The 23,950-nt window shown below is 59.0% G+C and carries 24 protein-coding genes, 1 pseudogene and 1 riboswitch; of the genes and pseudogenes, 10 read left to right on the forward strand and 15 right to left on the reverse strand.

Translation table 11 applies throughout. The features are described from left to right. Positions 1–73: 73 nt before the first annotated feature. Genes BVL55_RS02970 through BVL55_RS02995 form a run of 6 tightly spaced genes read right to left on the reverse strand, consistent with a single transcriptional unit; the run spans position 74 to position 5,194 of the window. Entirely contained in the window at positions 74–811 is a 738-nt protein-coding gene (locus BVL55_RS02970) for a 16S rRNA (uracil(1498)-N(3))-methyltransferase (RefSeq protein WP_075995662.1), read from the reverse strand. 31 nt (positions 812–842) lie between these two features. Beyond that, on the reverse strand, positions 843–1,496 hold the full coding sequence (locus tag BVL55_RS02975) for a hypothetical protein (protein WP_075995663.1): 654 nt from the start codon (positions 1,494–1,496) through the stop codon (positions 843–845). Positions 1,497–1,503: 7 nt separating this feature from the next. Beyond that, positions 1,504–2,163 (reverse strand): LutC/YkgG family protein, encoded by a 660-nt coding sequence (locus BVL55_RS02980; RefSeq protein ID WP_075995664.1) that lies wholly within the window; start codon positions 2,161–2,163, stop codon positions 1,504–1,506. Further along, positions 2,160–3,614, reverse strand: a complete 1,455-nt coding sequence (locus BVL55_RS02985; protein WP_075995665.1) for a LutB/LldF family L-lactate oxidation iron-sulfur protein — start codon at positions 3,612–3,614, stop codon at positions 2,160–2,162. Before BVL55_RS02985 ends, BVL55_RS02980 begins: the two co-directional genes overlap by 4 nt. A 4-nt stretch (positions 3,615–3,618) precedes the next feature. Beyond that, positions 3,619–4,380: a (Fe-S)-binding protein gene (locus BVL55_RS02990; protein WP_075995666.1), complete on the reverse strand. Its 762-nt coding sequence runs from the start codon at positions 4,378–4,380 to the stop codon at positions 3,619–3,621. A 46-nt stretch (positions 4,381–4,426) separates the two neighbouring features. Continuing rightward, the gene (locus BVL55_RS02995) at positions 4,427–5,194 is read right to left on the reverse strand and encodes a FadR/GntR family transcriptional regulator (RefSeq protein WP_075995667.1); all 768 of its coding nucleotides are present in this window, start codon (positions 5,192–5,194) and stop codon (positions 4,427–4,429) included. A 219-nt stretch (positions 5,195–5,413) separates the two neighbouring features. Between BVL55_RS02995 and BVL55_RS03000 the strand changes: the two genes are divergently transcribed. The 4 genes and pseudogenes from BVL55_RS03000 (at position 5,414) to glcF (ending at position 10,903) form a co-directional block, all read left to right on the forward strand. Further along, positions 5,414–6,784 (forward strand): DUF3422 family protein, encoded by a 1,371-nt coding sequence (locus BVL55_RS03000; RefSeq protein ID WP_083649610.1) that lies wholly within the window; start codon positions 5,414–5,416, stop codon positions 6,782–6,784. A 120-nt stretch (positions 6,785–6,904) separates the two neighbouring features. After that, positions 6,905–8,367: pseudogene (locus tag BVL55_RS03005) on the forward strand (FAD-linked oxidase C-terminal domain-containing protein). 3 nt (positions 8,368–8,370) lie between these two features. Continuing rightward, complete coding sequence (locus BVL55_RS03010; protein WP_075995668.1) at positions 8,371–9,576, forward strand: FAD-binding protein; 1,206 nt, start codon at positions 8,371–8,373, stop codon at positions 9,574–9,576. Position 9,577: 1 nt separating this feature from the next. Continuing rightward, complete coding sequence (gene glcF / locus BVL55_RS03015) at positions 9,578–10,903, forward strand: glycolate oxidase subunit GlcF (RefSeq protein WP_075995669.1); 1,326 nt, start codon at positions 9,578–9,580, stop codon at positions 10,901–10,903. Positions 10,904–11,126: 223 nt separating this feature from the next. Here glcF and BVL55_RS03020 read toward each other — a convergent pair whose 3' ends face one another. The 3 genes from BVL55_RS03020 to BVL55_RS03030 form a co-directional block, all read right to left on the reverse strand. After that, a complete protein-coding gene (locus tag BVL55_RS03020) occupies positions 11,127–11,828 on the reverse strand; it encodes a L,D-transpeptidase (protein WP_075995670.1) in 702 nt (233 codons plus the stop codon). 247 nt (positions 11,829–12,075) lie between these two features. After that, complete coding sequence (locus BVL55_RS03025) at positions 12,076–12,876, reverse strand: L,D-transpeptidase (protein WP_075995671.1); 801 nt, start codon at positions 12,874–12,876, stop codon at positions 12,076–12,078. Between the two features lie 199 nt (positions 12,877–13,075). Then, positions 13,076–13,792 carry a DUF2927 domain-containing protein gene (locus BVL55_RS03030; RefSeq protein WP_075997845.1) on the reverse strand — a complete coding sequence of 239 codons (717 nt, stop codon included), beginning with the start codon at positions 13,790–13,792 and terminating at the stop codon, positions 13,076–13,078. Between the two features lie 173 nt (positions 13,793–13,965). Between BVL55_RS03030 and BVL55_RS03035 the strand changes: the two genes are divergently transcribed. After that, positions 13,966–14,601 (forward strand): DNA-3-methyladenine glycosylase I, encoded by a 636-nt coding sequence (locus BVL55_RS03035; RefSeq protein WP_075995672.1) that lies wholly within the window; start codon positions 13,966–13,968, stop codon positions 14,599–14,601. A 17-nt stretch (positions 14,602–14,618) separates the two neighbouring features. Continuing rightward, positions 14,619–15,026, forward strand: a complete 408-nt coding sequence (locus BVL55_RS03040) for a DUF1801 domain-containing protein (RefSeq protein WP_075995673.1) — start codon at positions 14,619–14,621, stop codon at positions 15,024–15,026. A 15-nt stretch (positions 15,027–15,041) separates the two neighbouring features. Here BVL55_RS03040 and BVL55_RS03045 read toward each other — a convergent pair whose 3' ends face one another. Next, a complete protein-coding gene (locus tag BVL55_RS03045; RefSeq protein WP_075995674.1) occupies positions 15,042–15,593 on the reverse strand; it encodes a methylated-DNA--[protein]-cysteine S-methyltransferase in 552 nt (183 codons plus the stop codon). Between BVL55_RS03045 and BVL55_RS16365 the strand changes: the two genes are divergently transcribed. Beyond that, complete coding sequence (locus BVL55_RS16365; protein ID WP_156892396.1) at positions 15,592–15,792, forward strand: hypothetical protein; 201 nt, start codon at positions 15,592–15,594, stop codon at positions 15,790–15,792. The two genes, BVL55_RS03045 and BVL55_RS16365, sit on opposite strands and share 2 nt — an antisense overlap. 4 nt (positions 15,793–15,796) lie before the next feature. On the opposite strand, the gene BVL55_RS03050 is transcribed toward BVL55_RS16365, so the two are convergent. Then, positions 15,797–16,096: a hypothetical protein gene (locus BVL55_RS03050; protein WP_156892397.1), complete on the reverse strand. Its 300-nt coding sequence runs from the start codon at positions 16,094–16,096 to the stop codon at positions 15,797–15,799. A gap of 57 nt (positions 16,097–16,153) precedes the next feature. On the opposite strand from BVL55_RS03050, the gene hisS reads away from it, so the two are divergent. From hisS to hisG, 3 genes are read left to right on the forward strand one after another with little or no spacing between them, the layout of a single operon-like run. Then, entirely contained in the window at positions 16,154–17,716 is a 1,563-nt protein-coding gene (hisS, locus tag BVL55_RS03055; protein ID WP_075995676.1) for a histidine--tRNA ligase, read from the forward strand. 3 nt (positions 17,717–17,719) lie between these two features. Continuing rightward, on the forward strand, positions 17,720–18,853 hold the full coding sequence (locus BVL55_RS03060) for an ATP phosphoribosyltransferase regulatory subunit (RefSeq protein ID WP_075995677.1): 1,134 nt from the start codon (positions 17,720–17,722) through the stop codon (positions 18,851–18,853). Then, positions 18,850–19,557, forward strand: a complete 708-nt coding sequence (gene hisG, locus BVL55_RS03065; RefSeq protein ID WP_075995678.1) for an ATP phosphoribosyltransferase — start codon at positions 18,850–18,852, stop codon at positions 19,555–19,557. Before BVL55_RS03060 ends, hisG begins: the two co-directional genes overlap by 4 nt. 10 nt (positions 19,558–19,567) lie before the next feature. On the opposite strand, the gene BVL55_RS03070 is transcribed toward hisG, so the two are convergent. From BVL55_RS03070 to groL, 4 genes are all read right to left on the reverse strand, one after another. Then, positions 19,568–19,954, reverse strand: coding sequence for a DoxX family protein (locus BVL55_RS03070; RefSeq protein ID WP_075995679.1), 387 nt, complete (start codon positions 19,952–19,954; stop codon positions 19,568–19,570). 126 nt (positions 19,955–20,080) lie between these two features. Then, entirely contained in the window at positions 20,081–21,463 is a 1,383-nt protein-coding gene (gene fumC, locus BVL55_RS03075) for a class II fumarate hydratase (RefSeq protein ID WP_075995680.1), read from the reverse strand. Positions 21,464–21,533: 70 nt separating this feature from the next. Further along, positions 21,534–21,812 (reverse strand): hypothetical protein, encoded by a 279-nt coding sequence (locus BVL55_RS03080; RefSeq protein ID WP_075995681.1) that lies wholly within the window; start codon positions 21,810–21,812, stop codon positions 21,534–21,536. Between the two features lie 116 nt (positions 21,813–21,928). Further along, positions 21,929–22,159, reverse strand: a riboswitch (cobalamin riboswitch). 118 nt (positions 22,160–22,277) lie between these two features. Continuing rightward, on the reverse strand, positions 22,278–23,921 hold the full coding sequence (gene groL / locus BVL55_RS03085; RefSeq protein WP_075995682.1) for a chaperonin GroEL: 1,644 nt from the start codon (positions 23,919–23,921) through the stop codon (positions 22,278–22,280). Positions 23,922–23,950 lie beyond the last annotated feature (29 nt).

Raw genomic sequence — 23,950 nt, forward strand, 5'->3', positions numbered from 1 at the left:
TGTTCAACCCCTATGAAGGCAGGTTTCAAACCGCAAGTGAATTGTTTTGAAGGCTGTTGGCGGTTTTCGCTTTCTACCAGTCGCCGCAGGCTGCCTGAGTGACGGCAAGCGCAGCCACACCTGCAGTATCGGCACGCAGAATTCTTGGGCCGAGCGATATCGTTACCGCATTTTCGAAGCTGGCAAGCTGCTCGCGCTCGGCTTGTGAAAATCCGCCTTCAGGCCCCACCAGCAGGCCGAGCGGACTGCCGCGGCAGGCTTTCAGTACTTCAAGAGGATTGATCTCCGCTGCGGCCTCATCGGCAAAGATCAGGATGCGCTTTCCATTCCATTGTTCCAGCAATGTCTCAAGGGGCAGCGCCTCGCGGCAGTCCGGGATACAAAGAATGCCACATTGTTCGGCCGCTTCGATCGCATTGGCCTGCATGCGCTGCAGATTGACCTTGTGCACCTGGGTATGCTGCGTGATCACCGGCTGAAGGACGCCGGCCCCCATCTCCACCGCCTTTTGGATCATGTAATCCTGCCGCGCCTGTCTAAGCGGTGCAAAGCAGTAGACGAGATCGTTTGCCGGCGGCTGCAGTCTTGTCTGTTCAAATGGGGTCAGCGTGCCGGACTTTCGGCCTGTGACCTCGAATTGCGCCCGCCATTCGCCATCCCGTCCGTTGAAAACCAGCAGTTGTGCGCCGCTTTTCAAGCGCAGGACGGAAATCAGATAATTGGCCTGGCTGCGGTCGAGTTCAATCGCCGTTCCCTCGCCAAGGGGGTGGTCGAGATACAGGCGCTGGCTTTTAAAATCATGTATCGGCATGGAGCAGCCTTTACCGACATTGCAATCTGAATCAAGCAGCACTCGCATGCCATGCCGGCGCATAACCACGCCGCAACACGCTCAAAATGGATTTGGGAGTAACCAGCCTGACGGGACTGCGGGCAAGCTGCCCCGGATTTCGCGGTCGTCCATAACCGGCATGAGACCACGGCAGGGCCTGGCGCTGCTTGAGTGCGAAAAAGCCGTTGCCGGTTTCCACAACGGTGCCATCGGGCAGGGCCGGCAGGTCGATGGCGCACAGTGCTTGCGGCAATGCGCGTGCGGAAAGCCGCCGCTCCCGATGCAAAATGGTGTCGATGTCGGATGTCTTCGCGCCATCATGTGCAACACGAAAAGCGGCCTTGAAGGCGATGGCATTGTCCCGGCGGCAGACGTGACAGGGCCGGTGGCCGGCGGCGAGCGCCGTTACCTCATCGAGAAAGAAAAGCTCGCTCCAGCCGGTCCCAGGCGAACCATCGCCTCTGGTATAATTCCGGCCCCACACATCCCTGGACCTGTCTTTCCAGCAAAGGGCGCAGCAGATCCATGCTTTCACGGTCCATCGCCGCCCCAGAAGCTGTTTGGCATCTGGATCATGGATGATGCCCCGGTTTCCGGTGAACATGCCGCGGGCCTTTACCGCTTCCAGCACACCATCGGGTCTGACGCGGTTTTGCAGCGGCATTTTTGGGTCAGTCCTCGGTGACAAGAATGTGCAGACGGACGGGGCCGTGCGCGCCAAGCAGCAAGGTCTGCTCGATATCGGCGGACCGGGATGGCCCGGTCACAAGGTTGAGGGCGCGGGGCATCTCACCCTTGCCGAAGCGTTTGCGCAGACGTGGCCAGATATCCTCGTAATGACTGGCAATATCGCTACGCCGTACGATAACGATATGATTTTCCGGAAGAAAATTCAGCGTTGTCGGATTGTCTGCCCCTGACAGCAACACCAGTGTGCCTGTCTCGCTGATACCGCACTCAGCATGGCTGACGCCCGTCACGTCTTTGCCGTCGCTGGGGCCCTGCTTGACCGCAAGCATGTTGTTGTTTGTTTCGTGAAGGCTGCTCAGACGCGCATCTTCGCCAATGCGGATGTCAGGCGGCAGGTTGTTTTCGCGCAGCCATTTGCCGATGGCGTCGGCCAGCTGCTCAGTGCCGCAGGTGGCAATGCTTGCTTGTGCTTCCCGGGCTTTCGCGATGAAGTGGTTCACCCGTGCGATCCGGGTTCTGGGCTGCTTCGGCAAGATGCCTTTTTCGGTTTGGCGAATGCGCCCGGCTGCCTTTTTCGCACGATTTTCCGGTGTGCTGGCAAGATTGCGGGCCAGTTTCTCCAAAATGAACTCACGGGTCATGACCGGCCGCCTCCCGTTCCTTTCCGTTCGCCTTGCCGTGCAGTGCCTGCCTTCCATTGGGCGAGGAATGTGGCCCCCTCCGGCGTCGGCATGTCGCGGTGCCGGGTCCAGGCACCGGCCATGGGCAGAAAGCTGGTCCGGTGTCTGCGCCCGCCCAGGATCGACAAGCCCCGTGCAGCGAGCCTTGTAGCCAGACGATAGAGTTTCGGGCGCTTGGCGAGCCACGCCCAGGCTTTCAGATTACGGCGTTGTGCCGGTGGTGTCAGATGTCTGGTGAACTCCTGTTCGCGCCAGTGACGCATCAGCTTGGGCAGGGGGATGCGCATGGGGCAGACTTCCTCACACCGCCCGCAAAAGGTCGAGGCATTGGGCAACTGGCCACCTTTTTCAACGCCGATAAACTGCGGCGTCAGAACCGAGCCCATGGGTCCGGGATAAACCCAGCCATAGGCGTGCCCGCCAATCGCGTGATACACCGGACAGTGGTTCATGCAGGCACCACACCGGATGCATCTGAGCATGTCCTTGAACTCCGTGCCCAGCATGTCGGTGCGCCCGTTATCAAGCAGCACCACATGAAATTCCTCCGGCCCGTCGGGATCTTCCTTGCGTTTGGGACCGCTCGACAGGGTGGTGTAGACGCTCATTTCCTGCCCGGTTGCCGAGCGGGCCAGCACCCGCATGATCTGGCTCATGTCCTCCAGTGTCGGCACAATCTTTTCGATGGAAGCGATCACCACATGCACCCGGGGCAGCGTTTGTGTCAGATCGCCATTGCCTTCGTTGGTCACGATGACGGTGGAACCGGTTTCTGCCACCAGGAAGTTGGCGCCGGTAAGGCCCACATCGGCAGAAAGAAAACGGTCGCGCAATACGCTGCGCGCTTCCTTGAGCAGGCTTTCCGGCTCGTTCATGTTGCGTTCGGGCGGAAGATGGGTGTGCACCCGTTTGAAGTCGTCGCGCACCTGATCCATGTTGACGTGAACCGCCGGTGCAATGATGTGTGACGGGCTTTCTCCCCGCAGTTGGATGATGTATTCGCCCAGATCAGTCTCGATCGGCTCAATGCCGGAGTTTTCGAGAAACTCGTTGAGGCCGATCTCCTCGGAGATCATCGATTTTCCCTTGGTCACCGTCCGTGCACCGGCCTTGCGGCAGATGTCGAGAATGAGGCCCCGGGCATCGGCCGCGGTCGCCGCCCAATGGACCTTGCCGCCATTGGCGATAACGTTGCGCTCGAAGGTTTCAAGATAGGCATCGAGGTTTTCAAGTACATGGTTCTTGATCGCCACCGCATTGTCCCGCAACGCCTCGAATTCGGGCAGGGCGGCCGCCGCCTTGGCACGCTTGTCGATGAAATTGTGCCGTACATGGATGAGCGAAGCCTGCAACTGCTCATTGGCAAGGGCGGCTTTTGCATTCTCTTTGAACTTTTGGCTGGTGGTCTGCATGGCGTCAGTCCTTTCCACCAATCGGCGGGGCATCCGTCATGCCTGCCAGCACTTCGGCGACATGGCGCACCTGTGTTTTCGAGCCTGAACGCCGCAATTTTCCAGCCATGTTCAACAGACAGCCCAGATCGCCTGCCAGCAGCAAATCGGCTTCCGCCTTGTCGATATTGCCCGCCTTTTCCGTCACGATCGCATTGGAAATGTCGCTGTACTTGACGGCAAAGGTGCCGCCGAAGCCGCAGCATACATTCGCGTTGTTCATCTCTTTCAGCCTCAGGCCTTCAACGCTCTCAAGCAGTTTTCGCGGCTGCGCCTGAACGCCCAGTTCCCGAAGGCCCGCGCAGGAGTCGTGATAGGTGACGGTGGCTTCAAGCTTTGCCTCAACCGCTTCAACGCCCATGACGTCGGTCAGGAAGCTTACCAGTTCATGCACCTTGACGGCGAAGGCGCGGCTTCGCTCCCCCCACACGTGAACACCGTCAAACAGTTCCGGATAGTGTTTCGACAACATGCCGGCGCACGAACCCGACGGCGCCACGACATAATCAAACTCTTCGAAAGCCTTGATCACCTGCTTTGCAATATCGGCAGTATCGGCCCGGTCGCCCGAATTCCAGGCCGGCTGTCCGCAGCAGGTTTGCTGCACGGGCACATGCACGTCACAGCCTGCCTCCTCCAGAAGTTTGACCGCCGCAAACCCGACGGTCGGGCGGAACAGGTCGACCAGGCAGGTAACGAAAAGGCCAACTTTGACCGGTTGTGGCATGATATTCCCCCAGCAGTTTTTATGATCGTACGCCGGCGCAAGCGCGTCAGTGTTCCCGTTTTTTGAAGCGCAGGCTGGAAATCCGCTCACGCTCTGCTTCATTGTCCAGTTCCAGGCTTTTTTCCATCACATAGGACATGTGATCGCGTGCCGCCTTGCTTGCCGCCTCGCGGTTGCCTGCCTGTATTTCCCCTGCAATCGCCATGTGCTGGTCAAAGAGCGCCTGGCGAGCGCCTGGTTTTTCGTAAAGCCTGCTGCGGTTTTGAAAAATGCCTTCCGAAAGCAGTTTGTAACAGGAACGCAGGGTATGCAGCAGCACCAGATTGTGCGCCATCTCGCCAATCAGTGAATGAAACTCCAGGTCGACTTTCGCCTCTTCTGCAAAATCCTGCCGCTCATGGGCCGACTGCATCCGCTCGATGCATTGATGCAGCATGTCGCGGTCATATCCGGTTGCCCGTTCCGCGGCCATGCCGGCCGCAATACCCTCCACTTCCCGGCGGTATTCCAGATAGTCATGCGTTGCCTTGCGGTGATGCGGCAGCAGTGTGGCAATCGGATCGGAAAAGACCTGGCCGATAATATCGCCGACAAAGGTTCCATCTCCCTGGCGCCGGTGCAGGATATGGCTGGCAACGAGGGTTTCGATGGCCTCGCGTACAACCGGCCTTGATATCCCAAGTTCTGTCGCAAGTTCCCGCTCACCCGGCAATTGATCACCAGGCCGCAAAACCCCTTCCAGAATAAGTCCCTCAATCTGGTGGGCCACCTCGTCGGCGGATCTGTCCTGGCTGACTTGCTGGAATATGGTCATGCTGCAACGATACAGAGATCATCAACATTGGTCAATAATTCTTACCACTGAAAACCGGCATTCTCCCGATCATAAATAGAATGCAAAATTTGCCGGTTGGTTGGTTGCACAAGCAGGTCTATGAAACGGGTTTGGTTGCAATCTGCCGGTTGCAAAGGCAGGAAGCCTGCGTTTGAAGCGTTTTTCCGCCAGCAACAGGGCAATGCGCAGGAGAGGACCATGTCGAAACCCGCTTCATCAAGGGCTGGATCGCGCAAGGCTGCAGCACGCAGACATGCCGATGGCACCAGTGAACTGGCCAACCACACCAGTGCGGCGACTGCCAGGCTGAACGAGTTTCCCCGTCACCCCGAACACGCTTTCGTCGTCGGTGAAATCCACTCCCGGCCTTTGCCCGAATTCGAGACCAACCGCGTTGTACTGCACTTTGCCTTCATGTCGGAGGGCGGCAAATCGGTGGCAAGCGCCGTCTTCGCCCATTTGTGCCGGATGCGCGGAGAAACGGTGCCGGCAGCCGAAATGCGGTACCATGCCATTCCCTGGGGCAGGGGCCGGTTGCAGTGGGAAAGTCACAGCGAGTTCACCGCCTTCACCTTCGATGCGCCTGCACCGCGCAGCTTTCTGGGCGATCTGCACGACCATCCCTTCGCGGCTGGTTTTAATCCGCCAGGCAGCCTGATTTCGGCAACGCGCCTGGAAATTCGCGCAAATACCCCGGCCAATCGAAAGCTGCTGGCCAAGTTCGATCCCGAGAGTCTGGCCGTTAACCGGCTTTCCGACGGAAAATCCCTGCTTGCAACCGATTTCCGTCAGGATCCCAATGGCATGACGGTGTTTTTGCTGCTCGAATCCGGTCTCGGTTCGGCGCAGGTCGGTGCCTACACCAAAATGGCGATTGAACTTGAAACCTATCGCACGCTGGCCATGCTGGGACTGCCGCTCGCCCGCAGCCTGTCCCAAAAGCTGTCCCATATGGAGGTCGACCTTTCGCGCCTGACTGCAGAGACGAAGGATGCTTCGGCCGATGAATCGGCGGAATTGCTGGCCAAGATCAACTCCCTTGCCGCTGAACTTGAAAGCGATGCGGCGGCCAGCCTCTTCCGGTTTGGTGCCAGCCGCGCCTATGGCGGCATCGTTCAGGATCGCATCAAGGAACTGGGCAGTGAATCGCTGTCCGGCAATGTTACCCTGGGAAGCTACCTCAACCGTAGCCTGCCGCCGGCCTTGCGCACCTGTGCCTCCGTGGAGGACCGCCAGGCCAACCTGTCGCGCAAACTGGCAAGGGTGGCCAATCTGCTGCGTGCCAAGGTGGACATCGAGATCGAGAGCCAGAACCGGAATCTGCTCTCGTCCATGAACAAGCGGACCCGAATGCAACTGCGCCTGCAACAGACGGTCGAAGGGCTTTCAGTGGCCGCGGTTTCCTATTACGTGGTCGGCCTGTTCTACTACCTCAGCCAGGCCCTGGAAAAATATCTTCCTGCCCCGCTTACACCCAAAATGCTGGCAGGCATGTTTGTGCCGGTTGCTGTTTTCTGTGTCTGGGTGCTTGTCCGCAGGATCAGGGGCCGTCACGGCAAGTCGGACTGACAGGCGTTTTGTCACACGCCAAACCGGAAAAATGCCCCCTTTTCGGGTGAGGCTTGCCATATTGGTAAAAATTATTTACCATTTATCCTGCTGTGTTTCCTGAAACCGGAGGAGGGTAGGATGTCGCTTGTCGAGATGCCAAAGGCAGATGGCGCAATCCTGTCGCGCAAGAGGGAGATTGTTGCCGCGCTTGAAGCAGCGATTGGCAAGGATGGTGTAATCCATGACCCGGAAGAAACCCTTGCCTATGAATGCGATGCGCTGACGGCGTATCGCTGCCCCCGCTGGCGGTCTGTCTGCCACGGAACACGGAAGAGGTTTCCCAGGTTTTGCGCATTTGCAGCGCCATGGGCCTGCCGGTTGTCCCGCGTGGGGCCGGTACGTCGCTTGCCGGCGGGGCGCTTCCCACTGCCGATTCGATCGTCATCGGGGTAGCCCGCATGAACCGGATACTGGCAGTGGATTATGACAACCGCTTTGCAAGGGTTCAGTCCGGCATCACCAATCTTGCGGTCTCCGGCAGCGTTGCAGAAGGCGGCTTTTTCTATGCACCCGATCCGTCGAGCCAGCTTGCCTGCGCCATCGCCGGCAACATCGCCATGAATTCCGGCGGCGCCCATTGTCTTAAATATGGCGTCACCACCAACAACCTGCTCGGCGTGACCATGGTGATGATGGACGGCGAAGTCGTGGAGATTGGCGGTCCGCATCTCGATCCTGCCGGATATGATCTTCTGGGGATCGTTTGCGGTTCGGAAGGCCAGTTCGGCATGGTCACCGAAGCAGTGCTGAAAATACTGCCCAAGCCGGAAGGTGCCCGGCCCATTCTGTTGGGCTTTGATGCCAATGAGGTTGCCGGTGCCTGTGTCGCAGACATCATCAAGTCCGGCGTTCTTCCGGTAGCCATGGAGTTCATGGACAAGCCGGCCATCATTGCCTGCGAGAATTTCGCCCATGCCGGTTATCCCACCGATGTGGAGGCGCTTTTGATCGTCGAGGTGGAAGGTTCGGAGGCCGAAATCGCCGAGCAGTTGGAGAAGATCAAGGCCATTGCCACCCGCCATGATCCGCAGGTCATGCGCGAAAGCAATTCCGCGGTGCAATCCGACCTTATCTGGAAAGGCCGCAAGGCAGCCTTCGGCGCCATGGGTCAGATGGCGGACTATATGTGCATGGATGGGACCATTCCCACCTCACGCCTGCCGGAGGTGCTAAAGCGCATGCAGGAAATGTCGGTAGATTACGGATTGGGCGTTGCCAATGTGTTTCATGCAGGTGACGGCAATCTCCACCCCCTGATCCTGTTTGATGCCAACAAGCCTGGCGATCTGGAAAAGTGTGAAGCCTTCGGCGCCGATATCCTGAAACTCTGTGTCGAGGTTGGTGGTTGCCTGACTGGCGAACATGGTGTCGGCATCGAAAAACGCGACCTGATGGTGCATCAGTACAACGATGCCGATCTGGAAATCCAGATGCGCGTCAAGGATGTCTTCGATCCGCACTGGCTGCTCAATCCGGCCAAGGTTTTTCCAATGCCCTCAAGCCATGGGCGCAGGCATGCAAATCGCCGGAAAGCGGCGTGATTCATGGCAGAACTGTTCAAACCCGATAGCGAGGCGGCGCTGGCCGAACTGATTCGCGGCCGCTTCAACACCGTTGCACCGCTGAAGATCGCGGGCGGCGGGACACGGCCTGTCGGTAATCCGGTCAGGGCTGCCGATATCCTGTCGACGGAAAAACTGTCGGGCATCACCCTGTATGAACCCGGCGCACTGACCCTGGTGGCACAAGCCGGCACTCCCCTTCAGACGATTGTCGATGCGCTGGCATCTGAAGACCAGCATCTCCCGTTCGAACCGGCCGATTATCGCGCCTTGCTGGGGACGGAAGGTGTTTCGACAATAGGCGGGGTGATTGCCGCCGGCGTCTCCGGGCCGCGCCGGATGCAGGCAGGCAGCGCACGCGACAGCCTGATTGGTGTCCGCTTTGTCAGCGGGGAAGGCGAGGCCATCAAGAATGGCGGGCGGGTGATGAAAAACGTCACCGGCTATGATCTGGTCAAACTCATGTGCGGCAGCCATGGCACGCTGGGCGTGCTGACCGAGGTTTCCTTCAAACTGCTGCCCCGGCCCCGGGCGACCGGCGTTGTCCTTGTCGAGGGGCTGGACGACCGGACGGCAATAACGATCCTTGCCAGGGCATTGGGCTCGCCCTTCGATGTGACCGGAGCGGCGCATTTGCAAAAGGGAATGGATGGCAACCCCGTTACCATGATCCGTTGCGAGGGCCTGCCGGAGTCGGTGAATTACAGGACCGGACGGCTGAAGGAAATGCTGGCCCCGCTTCTGCCCCCGCAAGCGCAGCTGGCAATCGAATCCGATCCGGAAAAAACCGCGGCAGGGTGGCGCTGGGTTCGCGACGTAGAACCCTTTGCTGGCAGGGAAGGATCTATCTGGCGCCTTTCGGTCAAGCCGTCCGACGGTCCGGATGTGGTCGCCCGGATTTCCGGCAAACTGGAAAGCCAAGCCGTCTATGATTGGGGTGGCGGGCTCATCTGGCTCAACACCGCAACGCCGGACGATGAGGCCGCTTCGCTAATCCGCAGTGCGGTTGATGGCCATGGCGGTCACGCAACCCTGTTCCGCCGGCAGGCTGATGGCAAAGGTGAAGCTGACGCCTTTCATCCCGAAGCACCACGCATCGCAGCGATTTCACAAAACCTGCGGCGGCAATTCGATCCTGCCGGAATCCTCAATCCGGGCCTGATGGCCCGAGCGGTGGAGCAGGCATAAGATGCAGACCCGTTTTACTGAAGAACAGCTGAAGGATGCAGCCACAGCGCATAGCGAGAAAATCCTGCGCAAATGCGTTCATTGCGGCTTCTGCACGGCAACCTGTCCCACCTATCTGACCCTTGGCGATGAACTCGACAGCCCGCGTGGCCGCATCTATCTGATCAAGGACATGCTGGAAAACGGCCGCCCGGCAGACGCGCGAACGGTAAAGCACATCGATCGCTGCCTTTCCTGTCTTGCCTGCATGACGACCTGTCCTTCCGGCGTTCACTACATGCATCTGGTTGACCATGCCCGAGCCCATATCCAGGAAACCTACAAGCGCCCCATGATTGATCGTCTGTACCGATGGATGCTGGCACAGGTTCTGCCCTATCCGGAGCGTTTTCGTTTTGCCTTGTCGGCGGCGCGTCTTGGAAAACCGTTTGCCGGGCTGATAAAAAGCCTGCCGGGCACCAAACCCATGGCGGCGATGCTTGCGCTTGCGCCCTCTAGCCTGCCCAAGGCCGATCGCAAGTTGCAGAACTCCCGCCACGCGCCGCAAAACGGCAGCGCCCGGGGCAGGGTCGTCATGATGCAGGGATGTGCCCAGCGGATACTGGATCCTGCAATCAACCTTGCAACGATCAACCTGCTGACCCGGCTGGGTTACGAAGTGCTGACGCCGCCGGCAGAAGGATGTTGCGGCGCGCTGGTGCACCACATGGGCCGCGAGGCAGAATCCCACAAGGCTGCCAAGCGCAATATCGATGCCTGGCTGGGCGAAGCCGACAAGGGTGGCCTTGATGCGATCATCATCACCACGTCAGGCTGTGGCACCACCGTAAAGGACTACGCGCACATGCTGCGCGAGGATGCAGCCTATGCAGACAAGGCCGCCGAGGTTTCCGGCATGGCAAAGGACATTACAGAGTTCCTTGCGGATATCGATCTGCCACAGAGCGAAGCCGGCAGGGGCATTCGCCTCGCCTATCATTCTGCCTGCTCCATGCAGCATGGCCAGAAGATCACCACGCAACCAAAGAAACTGCTGGCCGATGCCGGGTTTACCGTTGTCGATGTTCCCGAAGGCCATTTGTGTTGCGGGTCTGCGGGAACTTACAACATTCTTCAGCCCGACATCGCTTCGCAGCTGAAGGACAGAAAGATCGCCAACATCAAACGGGTAGAGCCGGAGATCATCGCGGCCGGCAACATAGGTTGCATTACCCAGATTGCCAGCGGCACGGATATCCCTATCGTTCACACGGCCGAGCTGCTCAACTGGGCCCATGGCGGAACCATGCCGCAAGCCGTGAAGAAGCTTAGAGCGTGTCCTGGTTAGATGGAATGTTTGAACGCCGGTAACCGGGCCTTCGGCAAGGCGAAAAATCCGCCGTGGTGCAGGCACTGTCAGCGTTTTGCAACGCGGTCCGAGGGCCCGGGAACCAGGTTCAGGCGATTGCAGAAAACAAAAGCTAATCAGGACATGCTCTAGGCGCAATCAAAACCCGCCGGGATTTCTCCAGGCGGGCCGTTTCAAACCGATGATGACTTGCAGCCGGGTATTATCCGTTGCCGAATATCGCGGCCAGCGGGTTGCGCGGCGCGCTGATATAGGGACTTGGATCCTCGCCGGGCCCGATGACGATCACTTTCGTGCCGATATCGACACGCTCATAGAGATCTTCCACATCCTTGTTCATCATGCGGATGCAGCCGGAGGAAAGGTTAAGCCCGATCGACCAGGGCTGATTGGTGCCGTGAATGCGGTAAAGTGTGTCGCGGTTACCCTTGTAAAGATACAGGGCACGGGCGCCGAGCGGGTTTTCCGGTCCCCCCTCCATGCGCGCTGGCAATTCACGGCCCTGTTCGCGTTCGCGCTGGATCATCTCCCTTGGCGGAATCCAAACCGGCCATTCGGTTTTTCTGCGAATGGCAACCTCGCCATTCCAGCCAAAGCCCTCGCGCCCCACGCCGACGCCATAACGAATGGCCTTGTTCCTGCCGGTAACGTAGTAAAGGAACTTCTCGTCGGTGTGGATGATTACCGTACCAGGCTGCTGGCTGGTTCGAACCGTTACGTTGCGGCGCTTGAACTTCGAGGGAACCTTGCGCTGGTCGAGCCGGCGCTTCACCGGTTCGCCTTCAACCCAGGTCCTCGTTGTTGAATCAAAATACCGCGCTTCAGCGTTGGTGCTGTTCAGCATACCGGTTCCAAGAACGGTTCCTACTGCCAGTGCGGTTACGAAGCTTCTCCTCGTAAGCATCTTTATTTCCCATATGACTGTGAGTCTGCTGGTGCCTTCTGGCACGCCCCGGCGCCACCTTACGGAAGGCCATAGGAAATTCAAGGGGTTACGCGCCGGCAAAAGCCGCAATGCACCCGTTTGTTCTCAGGAATTGTTGATGTGTTGAAAAAGCGCAACATTGCCAACATGCCGGCAGTTAACCGTTAGGGCATTGAAAAACAGCAACAAAGGGCGCTTTTCGGGCGGATACGTGATGCAATGCAGCTTAGCGGACAACCACTTTCGTGCCGACACCGACGCGTGCGTAGAGGTCTGTCACATCTTCGTTACGCATCCGGATGCAACCGGATGAAACAGCACCTCCGATGGTCCAGGGCTGATTGGTACCGTGAATGCGGTACAGCGTGCTACCCAGATAGAGCGCCCGTGCACCGAGCGGATTGGCGGGCCCGCCCTCCATGACGACGGGCAGTTCGCGCCCTTTCTTTCTTTCACGGATGCGCATTTCCTCTGGCGGGCGCCATTGGGGCCACTCGGCCTTGCGGGTGATTTTTTCCGTACCCGTCCAGGAAAAACCTTCCCGTCCAACGCCGACGCCATAGCGCGTGGCCTGGCCGTTATCTTCCACCAGGTAGAGATAGCGCCGTGAGGTATCGATAACGATGGTTCCAGGTTTTTCGCTGCCCGAATAGGCGACACGCTGGGGCAGATATTTCGGATCCAGCCCGTCATCGGGTTTCTTCGGCAATGCCGCCATTTGAGGGGCGGCCTGCGGCTGTGATCGGGAAACCGGCTGTATAACCTGCTGGGAATCCTGCTGCATGGCGGTGCGTTTCAACCGCTTTTTCTTCCGCTGTTTGTTGAGCAGTTGCAAGGCGGCGGCATTGCGGCGCGTTACCTTGCGATACTGGTCGCGGTTGGTGAGCTGCAGTAGCCACGGTGAAGCTAGATCGCCCGAAAGCACCGTTGCCGGTGGCGGGCTGTAGCGTGACTGCGCACCGGCGGACAATGACAGGGTCAGTGAAATCACAACGCCGGCAGAAGCGGCCAGGAACATTTTGCGCATCGTTTACTCGCTACTGGAATGCACAGAACTGGCAAAAATGGATAGCGGTAACCTCACCCCTGTCCGTCAGCCCTGTCTTTGCAGTCAATCCTGCGCTGCCATGGCAACGGAATGGTAAAGATGAACGCGAAGGCTAAAACTGTCTCGATTCTTGGTAACCGGGAGGTTTAGCAGCACGGTTAGCAATGGGTTAATCAGCTCAGCGCACCCGCCGTTTGGCATCGGCCAGCACAGCCGGCAGGATATCCTGCACTGCGCCGATGGTTGCGCCATTTCGAATGCGCCGGTCATACAGCATGTTGAGAATGATCCGGTCGAAGCGGGTAAACGTGGTGTGGCGCGAACGGTCGTTGAACATGCTCTCCTTCAGGGACGGATGCTCGTTGAGCGGGCCCAGCCCCTGCAGGATCTCCTCAATCATGCAGCGCTTGAAAAGGGCTTCGCCGCCATCCGACACCACCACCGCATCTGAACGGATAATGCCACTGCGTGAAAAAACCGAGCGCACAAGACATTTGCCCGGCACCCGTGCCGTAGAGCGTTTGTAGACCTGTTCACGCGCCACCTTCACATAGTCTGCCTGATCGACCACATAGACGTTGAAATTGGCCAATGCCGGGTTTCGGGTCGTTGATGTCCTCAGGCCGGAAACGGCGCCGTTGAGCGAGCGGATGAACCGCTTTACCGCCGCTGTCCGGTCACGCTTTGCCAGATTGATGATGTTGAACCGAACCGGCCCGTTGAATTTGCGGATATAACGTGACTGAATTCCGAACGGTGCGAACTCTGCGCCAAAGACCGTCAGGTTGAAGCCGCGCAGCAGATCGTCATTGCTTGCCGCCCGCACCGGCTGGATGGTTACCAATGCCGCCGCAATGCAGGCGATTGCCGGGAGAAGGCAACGCCCGGTGAACATACGCAAAAACGGAAATCGGCAAAACAGCATGACAGGAAACGTGTTCTTTGGCTCTGGCGGCGTGATCATATCGAAACGCCGGTCGATTCAAACCGGTTTTTTATCCTGACGGAATTTGTCGCCAGCAGGTGTTACTTTCATCACAATCACTGCGATTCGAATGGAGTATTTCGATGGCACCTGAAAATGGCCTGATTGAGGGCGAGGATGGCAAGTGGCGCTGTTGGTGGCACGGCAACATGGCCGATTATCTGGCCTATCACGACAATGAGTGGGGCCAACCGGTCACCGACGACACCCGCCTGTTCGAAAAGCTCTGCCTGGAAGGGTTCCAGTCCGGCCTTTCCTGGCTCACCATTCTCAGAAAGCGCGAGAATTTCCGCAAGGCGTTCGCCGGCTTCGACATTGCCAGAGTTTCGACGTTTGGCGATGCCGACATTGAACGCCTGCTGGGCGATGCCGGTATTGTGCGCCATCGCGGCAAGATCGTCTCCACCATCAACAATGCAAACCGCGCCCTTGAAATGCAGCAGGAGTTCGGCTCGCTCGCGGCCTATTTCTGGGCACAGGAGCCGGGGCCTGAAGATCGCCCGGCGTGCTGCGACTGGGAATCGCTGCGCCAGCTCGGCAAGACGGAAACTTCCACCCGTATTTCCAAGGACCTGAAAAAACGTGGCTGGTCCTTTGTCGGCCCGACCACCGTTTATGCCTTCATGCAGGCGATGGGCCTCGTCAACGATCACGTGGAAGGCTGCTGCTGCCGTCAAGGCGTTGAGGAAAAGCGCAACGCACTGAAGCGGCCGGTTTAAGTGTAAACGGCAACACGATGACAGAACTGTTCGAAACCCATCTGGCGCCAATCGACCCGAAGCGGCAGGCAATGCTGCGCCGGCTGCGGCAACTGGTGCTTGATACCGCCAGTAAAACGCACGGCGCTGGTGAAATCGTGGAATGCCTGAAGTGGGGCCAGCCCTCCTTCGTGACGGAAAATCCGAAATCGGGCAGCACGATTCGCATCGATGCAGTGCGCGGCCGCCCCGATGCGGTTGCCATGTATTTTATCTGCACCAGTGGCCTGGTGGAGCGTTTCAGGGAGCAATACCCCGACAGGTTCGACTACGAGGGAAACCGTGCCCTGATCTTTAAAACGGGCGATGAACTGCCGGAAGAAGAACTTTCCCACTGCATCGCCATGGCGCTGACCCACAAGCTGCGTAACAAACAGCGGACCTGAACCGGTAACATGCCGTCAGGCAGTGCCCATCAGATCCAGCAGGTCCGGTTCGATGGCGCCTTCGATCTTGAGCAATTGCCGTTTGGTTTCAACGCCGCCCGGTGCGGAAAACCCCGTCATTCTGCCATCGGCGCCCACCACCCGGTGACAGGGAACGATGATCGGGAAGGGGTTGCGCTCCAGGGATTGGCCAACCTGCTGTGACAGCGCCACATCGCCCAGGTCACGCGCCAGATCGCCATAGGTGCGGGTCTTGCCGGGGCTGATCTGCCGCGATAGCCGATAGAGTTGCCGGTCGAATTCGGCAAGTCCGCTCATGTCCAGTTCGGCTTCGTGAAGGTCTTCGCTGCGGCCATCCATCAGTGCCCGGATCGCCGCTATCACCGAAGCAACATGCGGCGGTGCTTCGCCGGCCTCTTCGGCATCAACAGCCCGGCGGCGCAGGCGCTCCCGCGTTCTGTCATCGCTGTCTTCGGGAAAGCTGACGGCAAGAATGCCGCTTTCTCCCCAGGCAATGCCACAGCGCCCGAGGGTGGTGTTAAACAGGGTGAGATGGATATTGTTCATGACGGCATTCTACAAGAGATGGCGGCAGCCCCGCCACCCGATTGTTGCGCTGTTCTTTGCTCTTGAGAGGGGATGCAAGCGAGGCGCAAACTCGATGATCACTTCGGGCAAGGCGCTATCCCACTCTTCCGTCATTCCTGTGCTTGTCACCACTGCCCGGGCACACAAAGCCCTCTCCCGCTTGTTCTTCACCCGGTGATCGTCTAGAGCGTGTCCTGGTTAGATGGAATCGTTTGAACGCCGGTTACCGGGTCTTCGGCAAGGCGCAAAAAGCGCAGCAGTGCAGGCACTGTCAGCGTTTTGCAACGCAGTCCGAGGGCCCGGGAACCAGGTTCAGGCGATTGCAGAACAAAAGGGTATTCCACATGGTATTGTATCACCTGTGGTGTCTTTTTCGCGCTGGCTTCGTCGAAATCCTCGCAGGATGGATAAACATCCTGCTGTGGTATTCTCCTTGCCAGGCACGAAAAATCCATCCATTCAAACTGCTTCCAGCTAATCAAGACACGCTCTAGGAAAACCCGCAAATCCCGATTGCCTGTAGTGATGGCCTTCCGAACATGTCTGAGAAAAAGAAAAAGCCGCAGAAACTGAAGGCGCGCCTGCCGCGCGGTTTCGTTGACCGTTCGCCCGCCGACATCCGCGCTACGGATGAAATGGTGGCGAAGATCCGCGAGGTTTTCGAGCGCTACGGCTTTGATCCGGTCGAAACGCCGATGTTCGAATTTACCGACTGCCTCGGAAAGTTCCTGCCTGATTCCGACCGCCCGAACGAGGGCGTCTTTTCGGTGCAGGATGACGACGAACAGTGGATGAGCCTGCGCTATGATCTGACCGCGCCGCTGGCCCGCCATGTGGCCGAAAACATCAACGAAATACAGCTTCCCTACCGCACCTACCGCAATGGCTGGGTGTTCAGAAACGAAAAGCCGGGTCCGGGCCGTTTCCGCCAGTTCATGCAGTTCGATGCCGATAGTGTCGGCGCGCCCGGCGTCCAGGCCGATGCGGAAATGTGCATGATGATGGCCGATGTCATGGAGGCGCTCGGCATTGCGCGCGGCGACTATGTCATCCGCGTCAACAACCGCAAGGTGCTCGACGGTGTGATGGAGGCAATCGGCCTGGGCGGCGAGGAAAATGCCGAAAGGCGCCTCGGCGTCATGCGGAGCATCGACAAGCTCGACAAGTTCGGCATCGAGGGAGTGAAGCTCCTGCTCGGCCCGGGCCGCTGGGACGGTGGCAAGGAAGGCGAGGGGGATTTTACGCCGGGTGTTGGGCTCCGCTCAAATGACATAGACTGGCTGCTGTCATTTCTCGCATCTTCCATCGATTTTGCTGTTTTGGATGATGGCAAGAGGTGCGGATATATCTATGAGGGATTCGACACAGACCGTTTCGAGGGGGACGCTGAGAATACATTTGAGCGAGGTTCAGTCGATCTTGCAAACATCAAGGCTCTCGTCGCTGCCGCTGGCTACAGCTCCGACCGCATCAAAATCGACCCCTCCGTTGTCCGTGGCCTTGAATATTACACCGGTCCTGTTTTCGAAGCAGAACTAACCTTCCCCGTAAAAAACGAAAAAGGCCAGGAAGTGGTCTTCGGCTCGGTTGGCGGCGGCGGGCGCTATGACGGCCTCGTCAAGCGCTTTACCGGACAGGACGTGCCGGCCACCGGCTTTTCCATCGGCGTCTCGCGCCTGATGACGGCGCTGAAAAACCTCGGCAAGCTTGGCCAGGATGACGAGGTTGCCCCGGTCCTTGTGACCGTCATGGACAAGGATACCGGGGCGCTCGGCAATTACCAGAAAATGGTGCAGGACCTGCGCCAAGCGGGCATCCGCGCGGAGATGTATCAGGGCAATCCCAACAAGTTCGGCAAACAGTTGCAATATGCCGACCGGCGCGAAATGCCCATCGCCATCATCCAGGGATCCGACGAGCGCGCGCAAGGCAAGGTCCAGATCAAGGACATGATCGAGGGCCGCAAACAGGCCGCGGCCATCGAGAGCAATGAGGAATGGCGCGAAACCCGCCCCGGCCAGTTCGAAATCGACGAGGCCGACCTTCTCGCCGAGGTCACCCGCCTGCTCGCCGAACAGAAAGCCGAGTGGGAAGCGGGTTAATCGATGACTGCCCTTTCCCAGCGCATTGAATCCTTCCTGCGCGAAAAAAAATGCGCCCTGCCGGAAATCGGCCTTCTGCAGCCGGCAGAGCCCATTTTGAACACCGCCGGTGAGGACATTCGCCGCCGTATCTTCATCACCGCCGATCAGCGCGGCCGCGACCTGTGTCTTCGGCCGGAATTCACCATTCCTGTCTGCCTCAGCCATCTTGAAAGCGGCAAGGCGAGAAAACGCTATGGCTATGTGGGCAAGGTCTTTCGCCAGCGCGCCGACGAGCCGGCGGAATTCCTGCAGGCCGGCATCGAGGACATCGGCACTGAAAAGAAAGGGGCCGCCGATGTGCGCTGCCTGGCCGATTGCATCGATCTTTTGCGCATGCTGGGCCGAAACCGCCTGTCGGTGGCCGTGGGCGATCAGGCGATTTTCGAGGCGGTGCTGAAATCCCTCGGCCTGCCCAAGGCCTGGCGCGAACGTCTTGGCCGAAATTTCGGCGATTCGACACGCCTTACAGCCGACCTCGACCGCCTGTCGGGCAAGAACAATGGCAGCCTGGACCATCTGGCGCCCGAGCTGGCAAGGGCCGTCGAGGCGGGCGACCGCGAAGCGGTGGAAAAGGCCATTGCCCGCGACATGAAGAAGGCCGGCCTGCCGCCGCAATCAGGCCGCACCGCCGAAGAGATCGCCGCAAGACTGATGGAAAAGGCCGCCCTTGCCGCAGCGCACCTTGTACCGGAAAAACGCGAAGTGCTGGAAGCCTTTCTCGATCTGGACATGCCGCTGAAAGATGCCAACCGGCGGCTTTGGTCCTTTGCGCGCCGCGCCAACATTCCCCTTGGCAAGGCGCTGGAAGCTTTCCACAAGCGCGCCGTGGCGCTGGAAAAACTCGATCTTGATAATGTCTCCCTGCGCTACCGCGCCGGTTTCGGGCGCACGCTCGACTATTATACCGGCTTTGTATTCGAGGTGCGTGGCGGCTCGTCCGACGCGAAGCCGCTGGCAGGTGGCGGACGCTATGACCGGCTGATGACGGTTCTTGGCTCGCGGCAGAAAATGCCGGCGACGGGCTTTGCCGTTTATGTCGATCGGGTAAAGCCGAAACTGAAGGAAACGCCTGGAACAATGGAGGCGCGGCCATGACGATCACCATCGCGCTGCCCTCCAAGGGAAGGCTGAAGGAAAAGGCACTGGAAGTTTTCGCCCAGGCGGGGTTCAGGATCGAACTGCCGAAGGACAGCCGTTCCTATCGCGGTTCGGTGAAGGGCAGGCCTGAAATCGAAATCGCCTTTCTGTCAGCCTCCGAAATTGCCCGCGAGCTGATTGCCGGCAAGATCGCGCTTGGTGTCACCGGCGAGGACCTGGCCCGCGAAAGCGTTGCAGATCCCGGAACCTTCCTCGATTTTGCCTGCCGGCTGGGCTTTGGCGGCGCTGATGTCGTGGTCGCCGTGCCCGATGCCTGGGCCGATGTCACCACCATGGCCGACCTTGATGATGTTGCTGCCGGGTTTCGGCGCAGTCACCATCGCCCACTCCGCGTTGCCACCAAATACTGGCAGTTAACGCAGAACTGGTTTGCCGATCACGGCATCGCGCTTTACCGCATTGCCGAAAGTCTTGGAGCAACCGAAGGCGCGCCGGCAGCCGGCACCGCCGACATCATTGTCGACATCACCTCGACAGGTTCGACCCTGAAGGCAAACCATCTCAGGATCTTGAGAGACGGCATCATCCTCCGATCGCAGGCAAACCTCATCGCCTCGAAGAAAATTCGCCTTTCAAGGGAAGACCGGGCGGTTCTGAAAGGCGTTTGCCGCCAGGTCGCCGAAGCGGTGGCGGCAAACTGATCTTCACAGGTTAACGCAAGCGCTTTCCATCGACTGAAATCGTGCCCGGCCCAACGGCGGCAAGGGCAACGAAGCCACCGGCAATCGCGATGTTTTTCATCAGCAGAATGGTCTGCATCTGGTCGCCCAGATCGAAATGGAACACGGCACCGGTAAACAGGCAGAAGGCAGCAAGCGCCCAGGCGGTGGTGCGGGTAAAGAAGCCGGCCAGGATAAAGCCGCCGGCAACCAGTTCGAAAATGGCCGCAGCCCAGGCAAGTAACGTGGAGGCCGGAAAGCCGTAAGCGGCGATGTAGCCGGCCGTGCCGTCGATGGAGCCGAGTTTTTGCAGGCCCGCCATGATGAAGATGAAAGACATCAAAATGCGGGCGGCAAGCAGTTTTGCAGAAGTGGACATGAAACAGCCTTTCGAGATGATGTAGCGTCATCGCCATGTATGCCATTGCGATCAATACGCAATCCGTCAAGGAGCGCACACAGTGTTCATTCAGAATGAACGATCCATGGCGCTTTGTGCACTCAATCAGACCATCCTGCGCGGGTCGATAAGCCGGTCGAAGGTTTCAGCGTCAACCAGTCCGGAGGCAAGCGCCTCCTGGCGCAGGCTGGTGCCGTTTTCATGGGCTGTCTTGGCAATCCTGGCGGCGGCATCATAACCGATCTCCGGAGCCAGCGCCGTTACCAGCATCAGCGAGCGATCGACCAGTTCCGCGATCCGAGCGGTATTTGCCTCAATACCGGCAACACAACGCAAGGCGAAAGAGTTCATGGCGTCAGCCAGCAGCTTTAGCGACTGCAAAACGGCCAGCGCTATCACCGGTTTGAAGACGTTGAGCTCGAATTGCCCCTGGCTGGCGGCGAAGGTGACGGTCTGGTGGTTTCCCATCACCTGGGCGCACACCATGGTCAGTGCCTCCGCCTGGGTCGGGTTGACCTTGCCCGGCATGATGGAGGAACCGGGCTCGTTGGCCGGCAGGGAAATCTCGCCAATACCCGACCGCGGGCCGCTGGCCAAAAGGCGGATATCGTTTGCGATCTTGTAAAGGTCGGCTGCCAGCGCGTTGAGCGCCCCATGCAGAATGGACAATGCGTTGTGGGATGTCAGCGCCTCGAACTTGTTCGGCGCGGTCTTGAATGCCATGCCGGTCTCTTCGGCCATGATGGCGGCAAACGTCTTTGCAAACTCCCCCGGCGCGTTGATCCCGGTGCCGACCGCCGTCCCGCCCTGGGCAAGGTCCATCACATGCACCATCGCGCGCCGCACCAGCCGTTCGTCGCGCTTGATCATCGCCGCATAACCGGAAAACTCCTGACCGAGTGTCAGGGGCGTGGCGTCCTGGGTGTGCGTGCGGCCGATCTTGACCAGCTTGCGCCAGCGCGAGGCCTTGGCGCCCAGCGCCTGTTTGAGATTGCGCATGGCCGGCAGCAATTCCCGCTCGCACCCGATTGCGGTTGCCACATGCATGGCGGTGGGAAAGGTGTCGTTCGACGACTGGCTGCAGTTTACATGGTCGTTGGGATGAACCGGCTCTTTCGATCCCATCTTGCCGCCAAGCATTTCAATCGCCCGGTTGGCGATCACCTCATTGGCGTTCATGTTGGTTTGGGTGCCAGATCCGGTCTGCCAGACCACCAGCGGAAAGTGCTCATCGAGCTTGCCGTCAGCAACCTCCCTTGCTGCCGCCATTATCGGTTCGGCAAGCTTCTTGTCCAGCGTGCCAAGTTTGACATTGGCTTTTGCCGCAGCAAGCTTCACGAGGCCAAGCGCATGAATGAGCGGCAGCGGCATGCGCTCGCCGCCGATCGGAAAATTCTCAATCGAGCGCTGGGTTTGTGCGCCCCAATACCGGTTGGCCGGCACCTTCACATGGCCAAGGGAATCGGTCTCGATGCGGCTACGGGTCACGGCGGGCCTCCTGACCCATCATACGGTATCAGACCCCTGCCTTTCAACGCCGGTTTTGAGAGCAATGGCGTCAGTGAAGCAGCCGCCGTCCCCGTGCACCGCCACGGCGCCGCGGCACCGCCAGCGGCCGGGTCGCATCCTTAAGGCAGGCGCGAAAGGCCAGCACTGCCGGGGCGGCAGATCCACTCGCGGCCAAACGGGCATCCACCGCTGCTGCCTGTGCGGCAAAATCGGCGTCATCGGAAAGCGACCAAAGCCATTCAAGAAAGGTAATCCGGGCCAGTTGGCCGGATGCTTCAGCTCCGGTGGGAGCCGTTTTCAGTGCATTCATGATTTTTTCAAGTACCATCGCGCCCTCCGCGCCACGTTGTTCAGGCGGGGAAGGAAGGGGCAGAAATTCAAACCAGGGCTGCAGCTTGCAGGACCGGTCATCAAAATGCTCCTTGCCGGGGCACCCCGCCCGGTTGGGTTTGCATTGTGATGGCAGGTCTCCTGACTTGCGGGTCGCAGCTTGCCTGATCCTTCCCGGGCGCACTCCTTGGTGGAAATGCCCAGTGGCTGTTTCAGGGTCGCATACCGCCTACAGTTGCGGGGGCAGTCATGGAATTGACGCTGCCTTTCGGCATTGCCGCACCATGTTCCCTTTTGCATTCGCCGAACCGGTGATTCGACGAAACCATCGCCGATACAGTGGCGCCGCGCGGCCGTTTTGACAAGCAGATTGTTTGATGGAACCTGTTCAAGCAAAAGGGCCGCCCCGAAGGACGGCCCCTGCATTTGATTGGCCTTGACGGCGAACGCGTATGACGCGTTCTTACATCATGCCGCCCATTCCGCCCATTCCGCCCATGTCGGGCATGGCCGGAGCAGCAGACTCTTTCTTCGGCGCTTCAGCGACCATGGCCTCGGTGGTGATCAGCAGGCCGGCAATGGAAGCAGCGTCTTCCAGTGCGGTGCGCACAACCTTGACCGGGTCAACGATGCCCATGGCGATCATGTCACCATATTCACCGGTCTGGGCATTAAAGCCGAAGGAAGCCGATTTTGATTCCATCACCTTGCCGGCAACGATCGAGGCTTCAGCACCGGCGTTCTGCGCAATCTGGCGCAGCGGCGACTGAAGGGCGCGGCGGATGATGTTGATACCGGCGTCCTGGTCGGCGTTTTCGCCTTTCGAGTTGATGAAGTTGGAAGCGCGTGCCAGTGCGGTACCACCGCCCGGGACAATGCCTTCTTCAACCGCAGCGCGGGTAGCGTTCAGGGCGTCGTCAACACGGTCCTTGCGCTCTTTAACCTCGACTTCGGTCGAGCCGCCAACGCGAATTACGGCAACGCCGCCTGCCAGTTTGGCAAGACGTTCCTGCAGCTTCTCGCGATCATAATCGGAAGTGGTTTCCTCGATCTGCTGCTTGATCTGGCTTACGCGGCCTTCGATCTCGCCTTTTTTGCCGGCCCCATCGACGATCGTGGTGTTCTCCTTGGAGATTTCCACTTTCTTGGCAGTGCCGAGCATGTCGAGCGTGACGTTTTCCAGCTTGATGCCGAGGTCTTCGGAAATGACCTGGCCGCCGGTGAGGATGGCGATGTCTTCAAGCATCGCCTTGCGGCGGTCACCGAAGCCTGGAGCTTTGACGGCAGCGATTTTCAGGCCGCCGCGCAGCTTGTTGACTACCAGCGTGGCCAGGGCTTCGCCTTCAACGTCTTCGGCGATGATCAGCAGCGGACGGGAAGACTGGACGACCGATTCAAGGATCGGAAGCATGGCCTGCAGGTTGGAGAGTTTCTTCTCGTGCAGCAGGATGTAGGGGTCTTCCAGGCTGGCGATCATCTTGTCGGGGTTGGTCACGAAATAAGGTGACAGGTAACCGCGGTCAAACTGCATGCCCTCAACGACTTCCAGTTCGGTTTCAGCCGTTTTCGCTTCCTCGACGGTGATCACGCCTTCATTGCCGACTTTCTGCATGGCGCTGGCGATCATCTCGCCGATTTCCTTTTCGCCATTGGCCGAAATCGTACCAACCTGCGCAACTTCTTCCGAAGTCTTGATCTTCTTGGCTTTCTTGACCACCTCGGCAACGACCTCGGTCACGGCCATGTCAACGCCGCGTTTCAGGTCCATCGGGTTCATGCCGGCGGCCACTGCCTTGGCGCCTTCGCGCACGATCGACTGTGCCAGAACGGTGGCGGTGGTGGTGCCGTCACCGGCGATGTCGTTGGTCTTGGAAGCGACTTCGCGCACCATCTGTGCGCCCATGTTTTCGAACTTGTCCTCAAGTTCGATTTCCTTGGCGACCGTCACACCGTCCTTGGTGATACGCGGTGCGCCAAAGGACTTGTCGATAACGACGTTGCGGCCTTTCGGGCCAAGCGTCACTTTTACTGCGTCGGCGAGAATGTCCACGCCCTTGAGCATGCGCTCACGGGCACTCTGACCGAATTTTACCTCTTTTGCAGCCATTTTCTGCTCCTGAATGTTGGGGCGGCGTT

Source organism: Salaquimonas pukyongi, from assembly GCF_001953055.1.
In the GTDB taxonomy this organism is placed as follows: Bacteria; Pseudomonadota; Alphaproteobacteria; order Rhizobiales; family Rhizobiaceae; genus Salaquimonas; species Salaquimonas pukyongi.

Bases quoted from the DNA above. Each gene is read 5' to 3' on its own strand.
- BVL55_RS03045 (WP_075995674.1), bottom strand. From the start codon at position 15,593: ATGAACAATATCCATCTCACCCTGTTTAACACCACCCTCGGGCGCTGT.
- hisG (WP_075995678.1), top strand. From the start codon at position 18,850: ATGACGATCACCATCGCGCTGCCCTCCAAGGGAAGGCTGAAGGAAAAG.
- glcF (WP_075995669.1), top strand. From the start codon at position 9,578: ATGCAGACCCGTTTTACTGAAGAACAGCTGAAGGATGCAGCCACAGCG.
- BVL55_RS03070 (WP_075995679.1), bottom strand. From the start codon at position 19,954: ATGTCCACTTCTGCAAAACTGCTTGCCGCCCGCATTTTGATGTCTTTC.
- BVL55_RS02990 (WP_075995666.1), bottom strand. From the start codon at position 4,380: ATGCCACAACCGGTCAAAGTTGGCCTTTTCGTTACCTGCCTGGTCGAC.
- groL (WP_075995682.1), bottom strand. From the start codon at position 23,921: ATGGCTGCAAAAGAGGTAAAATTCGGTCAGAGTGCCCGTGAGCGCATG.
- BVL55_RS02980 (WP_075995664.1), bottom strand. From the start codon at position 2,163: ATGACCCGTGAGTTCATTTTGGAGAAACTGGCCCGCAATCTTGCCAGC.
- BVL55_RS03030 (WP_075997845.1), bottom strand. From the start codon at position 13,792: ATGTTCACCGGGCGTTGCCTTCTCCCGGCAATCGCCTGCATTGCGGCG.
- BVL55_RS16365 (WP_156892396.1), top strand. From the start codon at position 15,592: ATGACGGCATTCTACAAGAGATGGCGGCAGCCCCGCCACCCGATTGTT.
- BVL55_RS03025 (WP_075995671.1), bottom strand. From the start codon at position 12,876: ATGCGCAAAATGTTCCTGGCCGCTTCTGCCGGCGTTGTGATTTCACTG.
- BVL55_RS03080 (WP_075995681.1), bottom strand. From the start codon at position 21,812: ATGGTACTTGAAAAAATCATGAATGCACTGAAAACGGCTCCCACCGGA.
- BVL55_RS02995 (WP_075995667.1), bottom strand. From the start codon at position 5,194: ATGACCATATTCCAGCAAGTCAGCCAGGACAGATCCGCCGACGAGGTG.
- BVL55_RS02985 (WP_075995665.1), bottom strand. From the start codon at position 3,614: ATGCAGACCACCAGCCAAAAGTTCAAAGAGAATGCAAAAGCCGCCCTT.
- BVL55_RS03060 (WP_075995677.1), top strand. From the start codon at position 17,720: ATGACTGCCCTTTCCCAGCGCATTGAATCCTTCCTGCGCGAAAAAAAA.
- BVL55_RS03000 (WP_083649610.1), top strand. From the start codon at position 5,414: ATGTCGAAACCCGCTTCATCAAGGGCTGGATCGCGCAAGGCTGCAGCA.
- BVL55_RS03010 (WP_075995668.1), top strand. From the start codon at position 8,371: ATGGCAGAACTGTTCAAACCCGATAGCGAGGCGGCGCTGGCCGAACTG.
- BVL55_RS03040 (WP_075995673.1), top strand. From the start codon at position 14,619: ATGACAGAACTGTTCGAAACCCATCTGGCGCCAATCGACCCGAAGCGG.
- BVL55_RS02975 (WP_075995663.1), bottom strand. From the start codon at position 1,496: ATGCCGCTGCAAAACCGCGTCAGACCCGATGGTGTGCTGGAAGCGGTA.
- hisS (WP_075995676.1), top strand. From the start codon at position 16,154: ATGTCTGAGAAAAAGAAAAAGCCGCAGAAACTGAAGGCGCGCCTGCCG.
- BVL55_RS02970 (WP_075995662.1), bottom strand. From the start codon at position 811: ATGCCGATACATGATTTTAAAAGCCAGCGCCTGTATCTCGACCACCCC.
- BVL55_RS03020 (WP_075995670.1), bottom strand. From the start codon at position 11,828: ATGCTTACGAGGAGAAGCTTCGTAACCGCACTGGCAGTAGGAACCGTT.
- BVL55_RS03035 (WP_075995672.1), top strand. From the start codon at position 13,966: ATGGCACCTGAAAATGGCCTGATTGAGGGCGAGGATGGCAAGTGGCGC.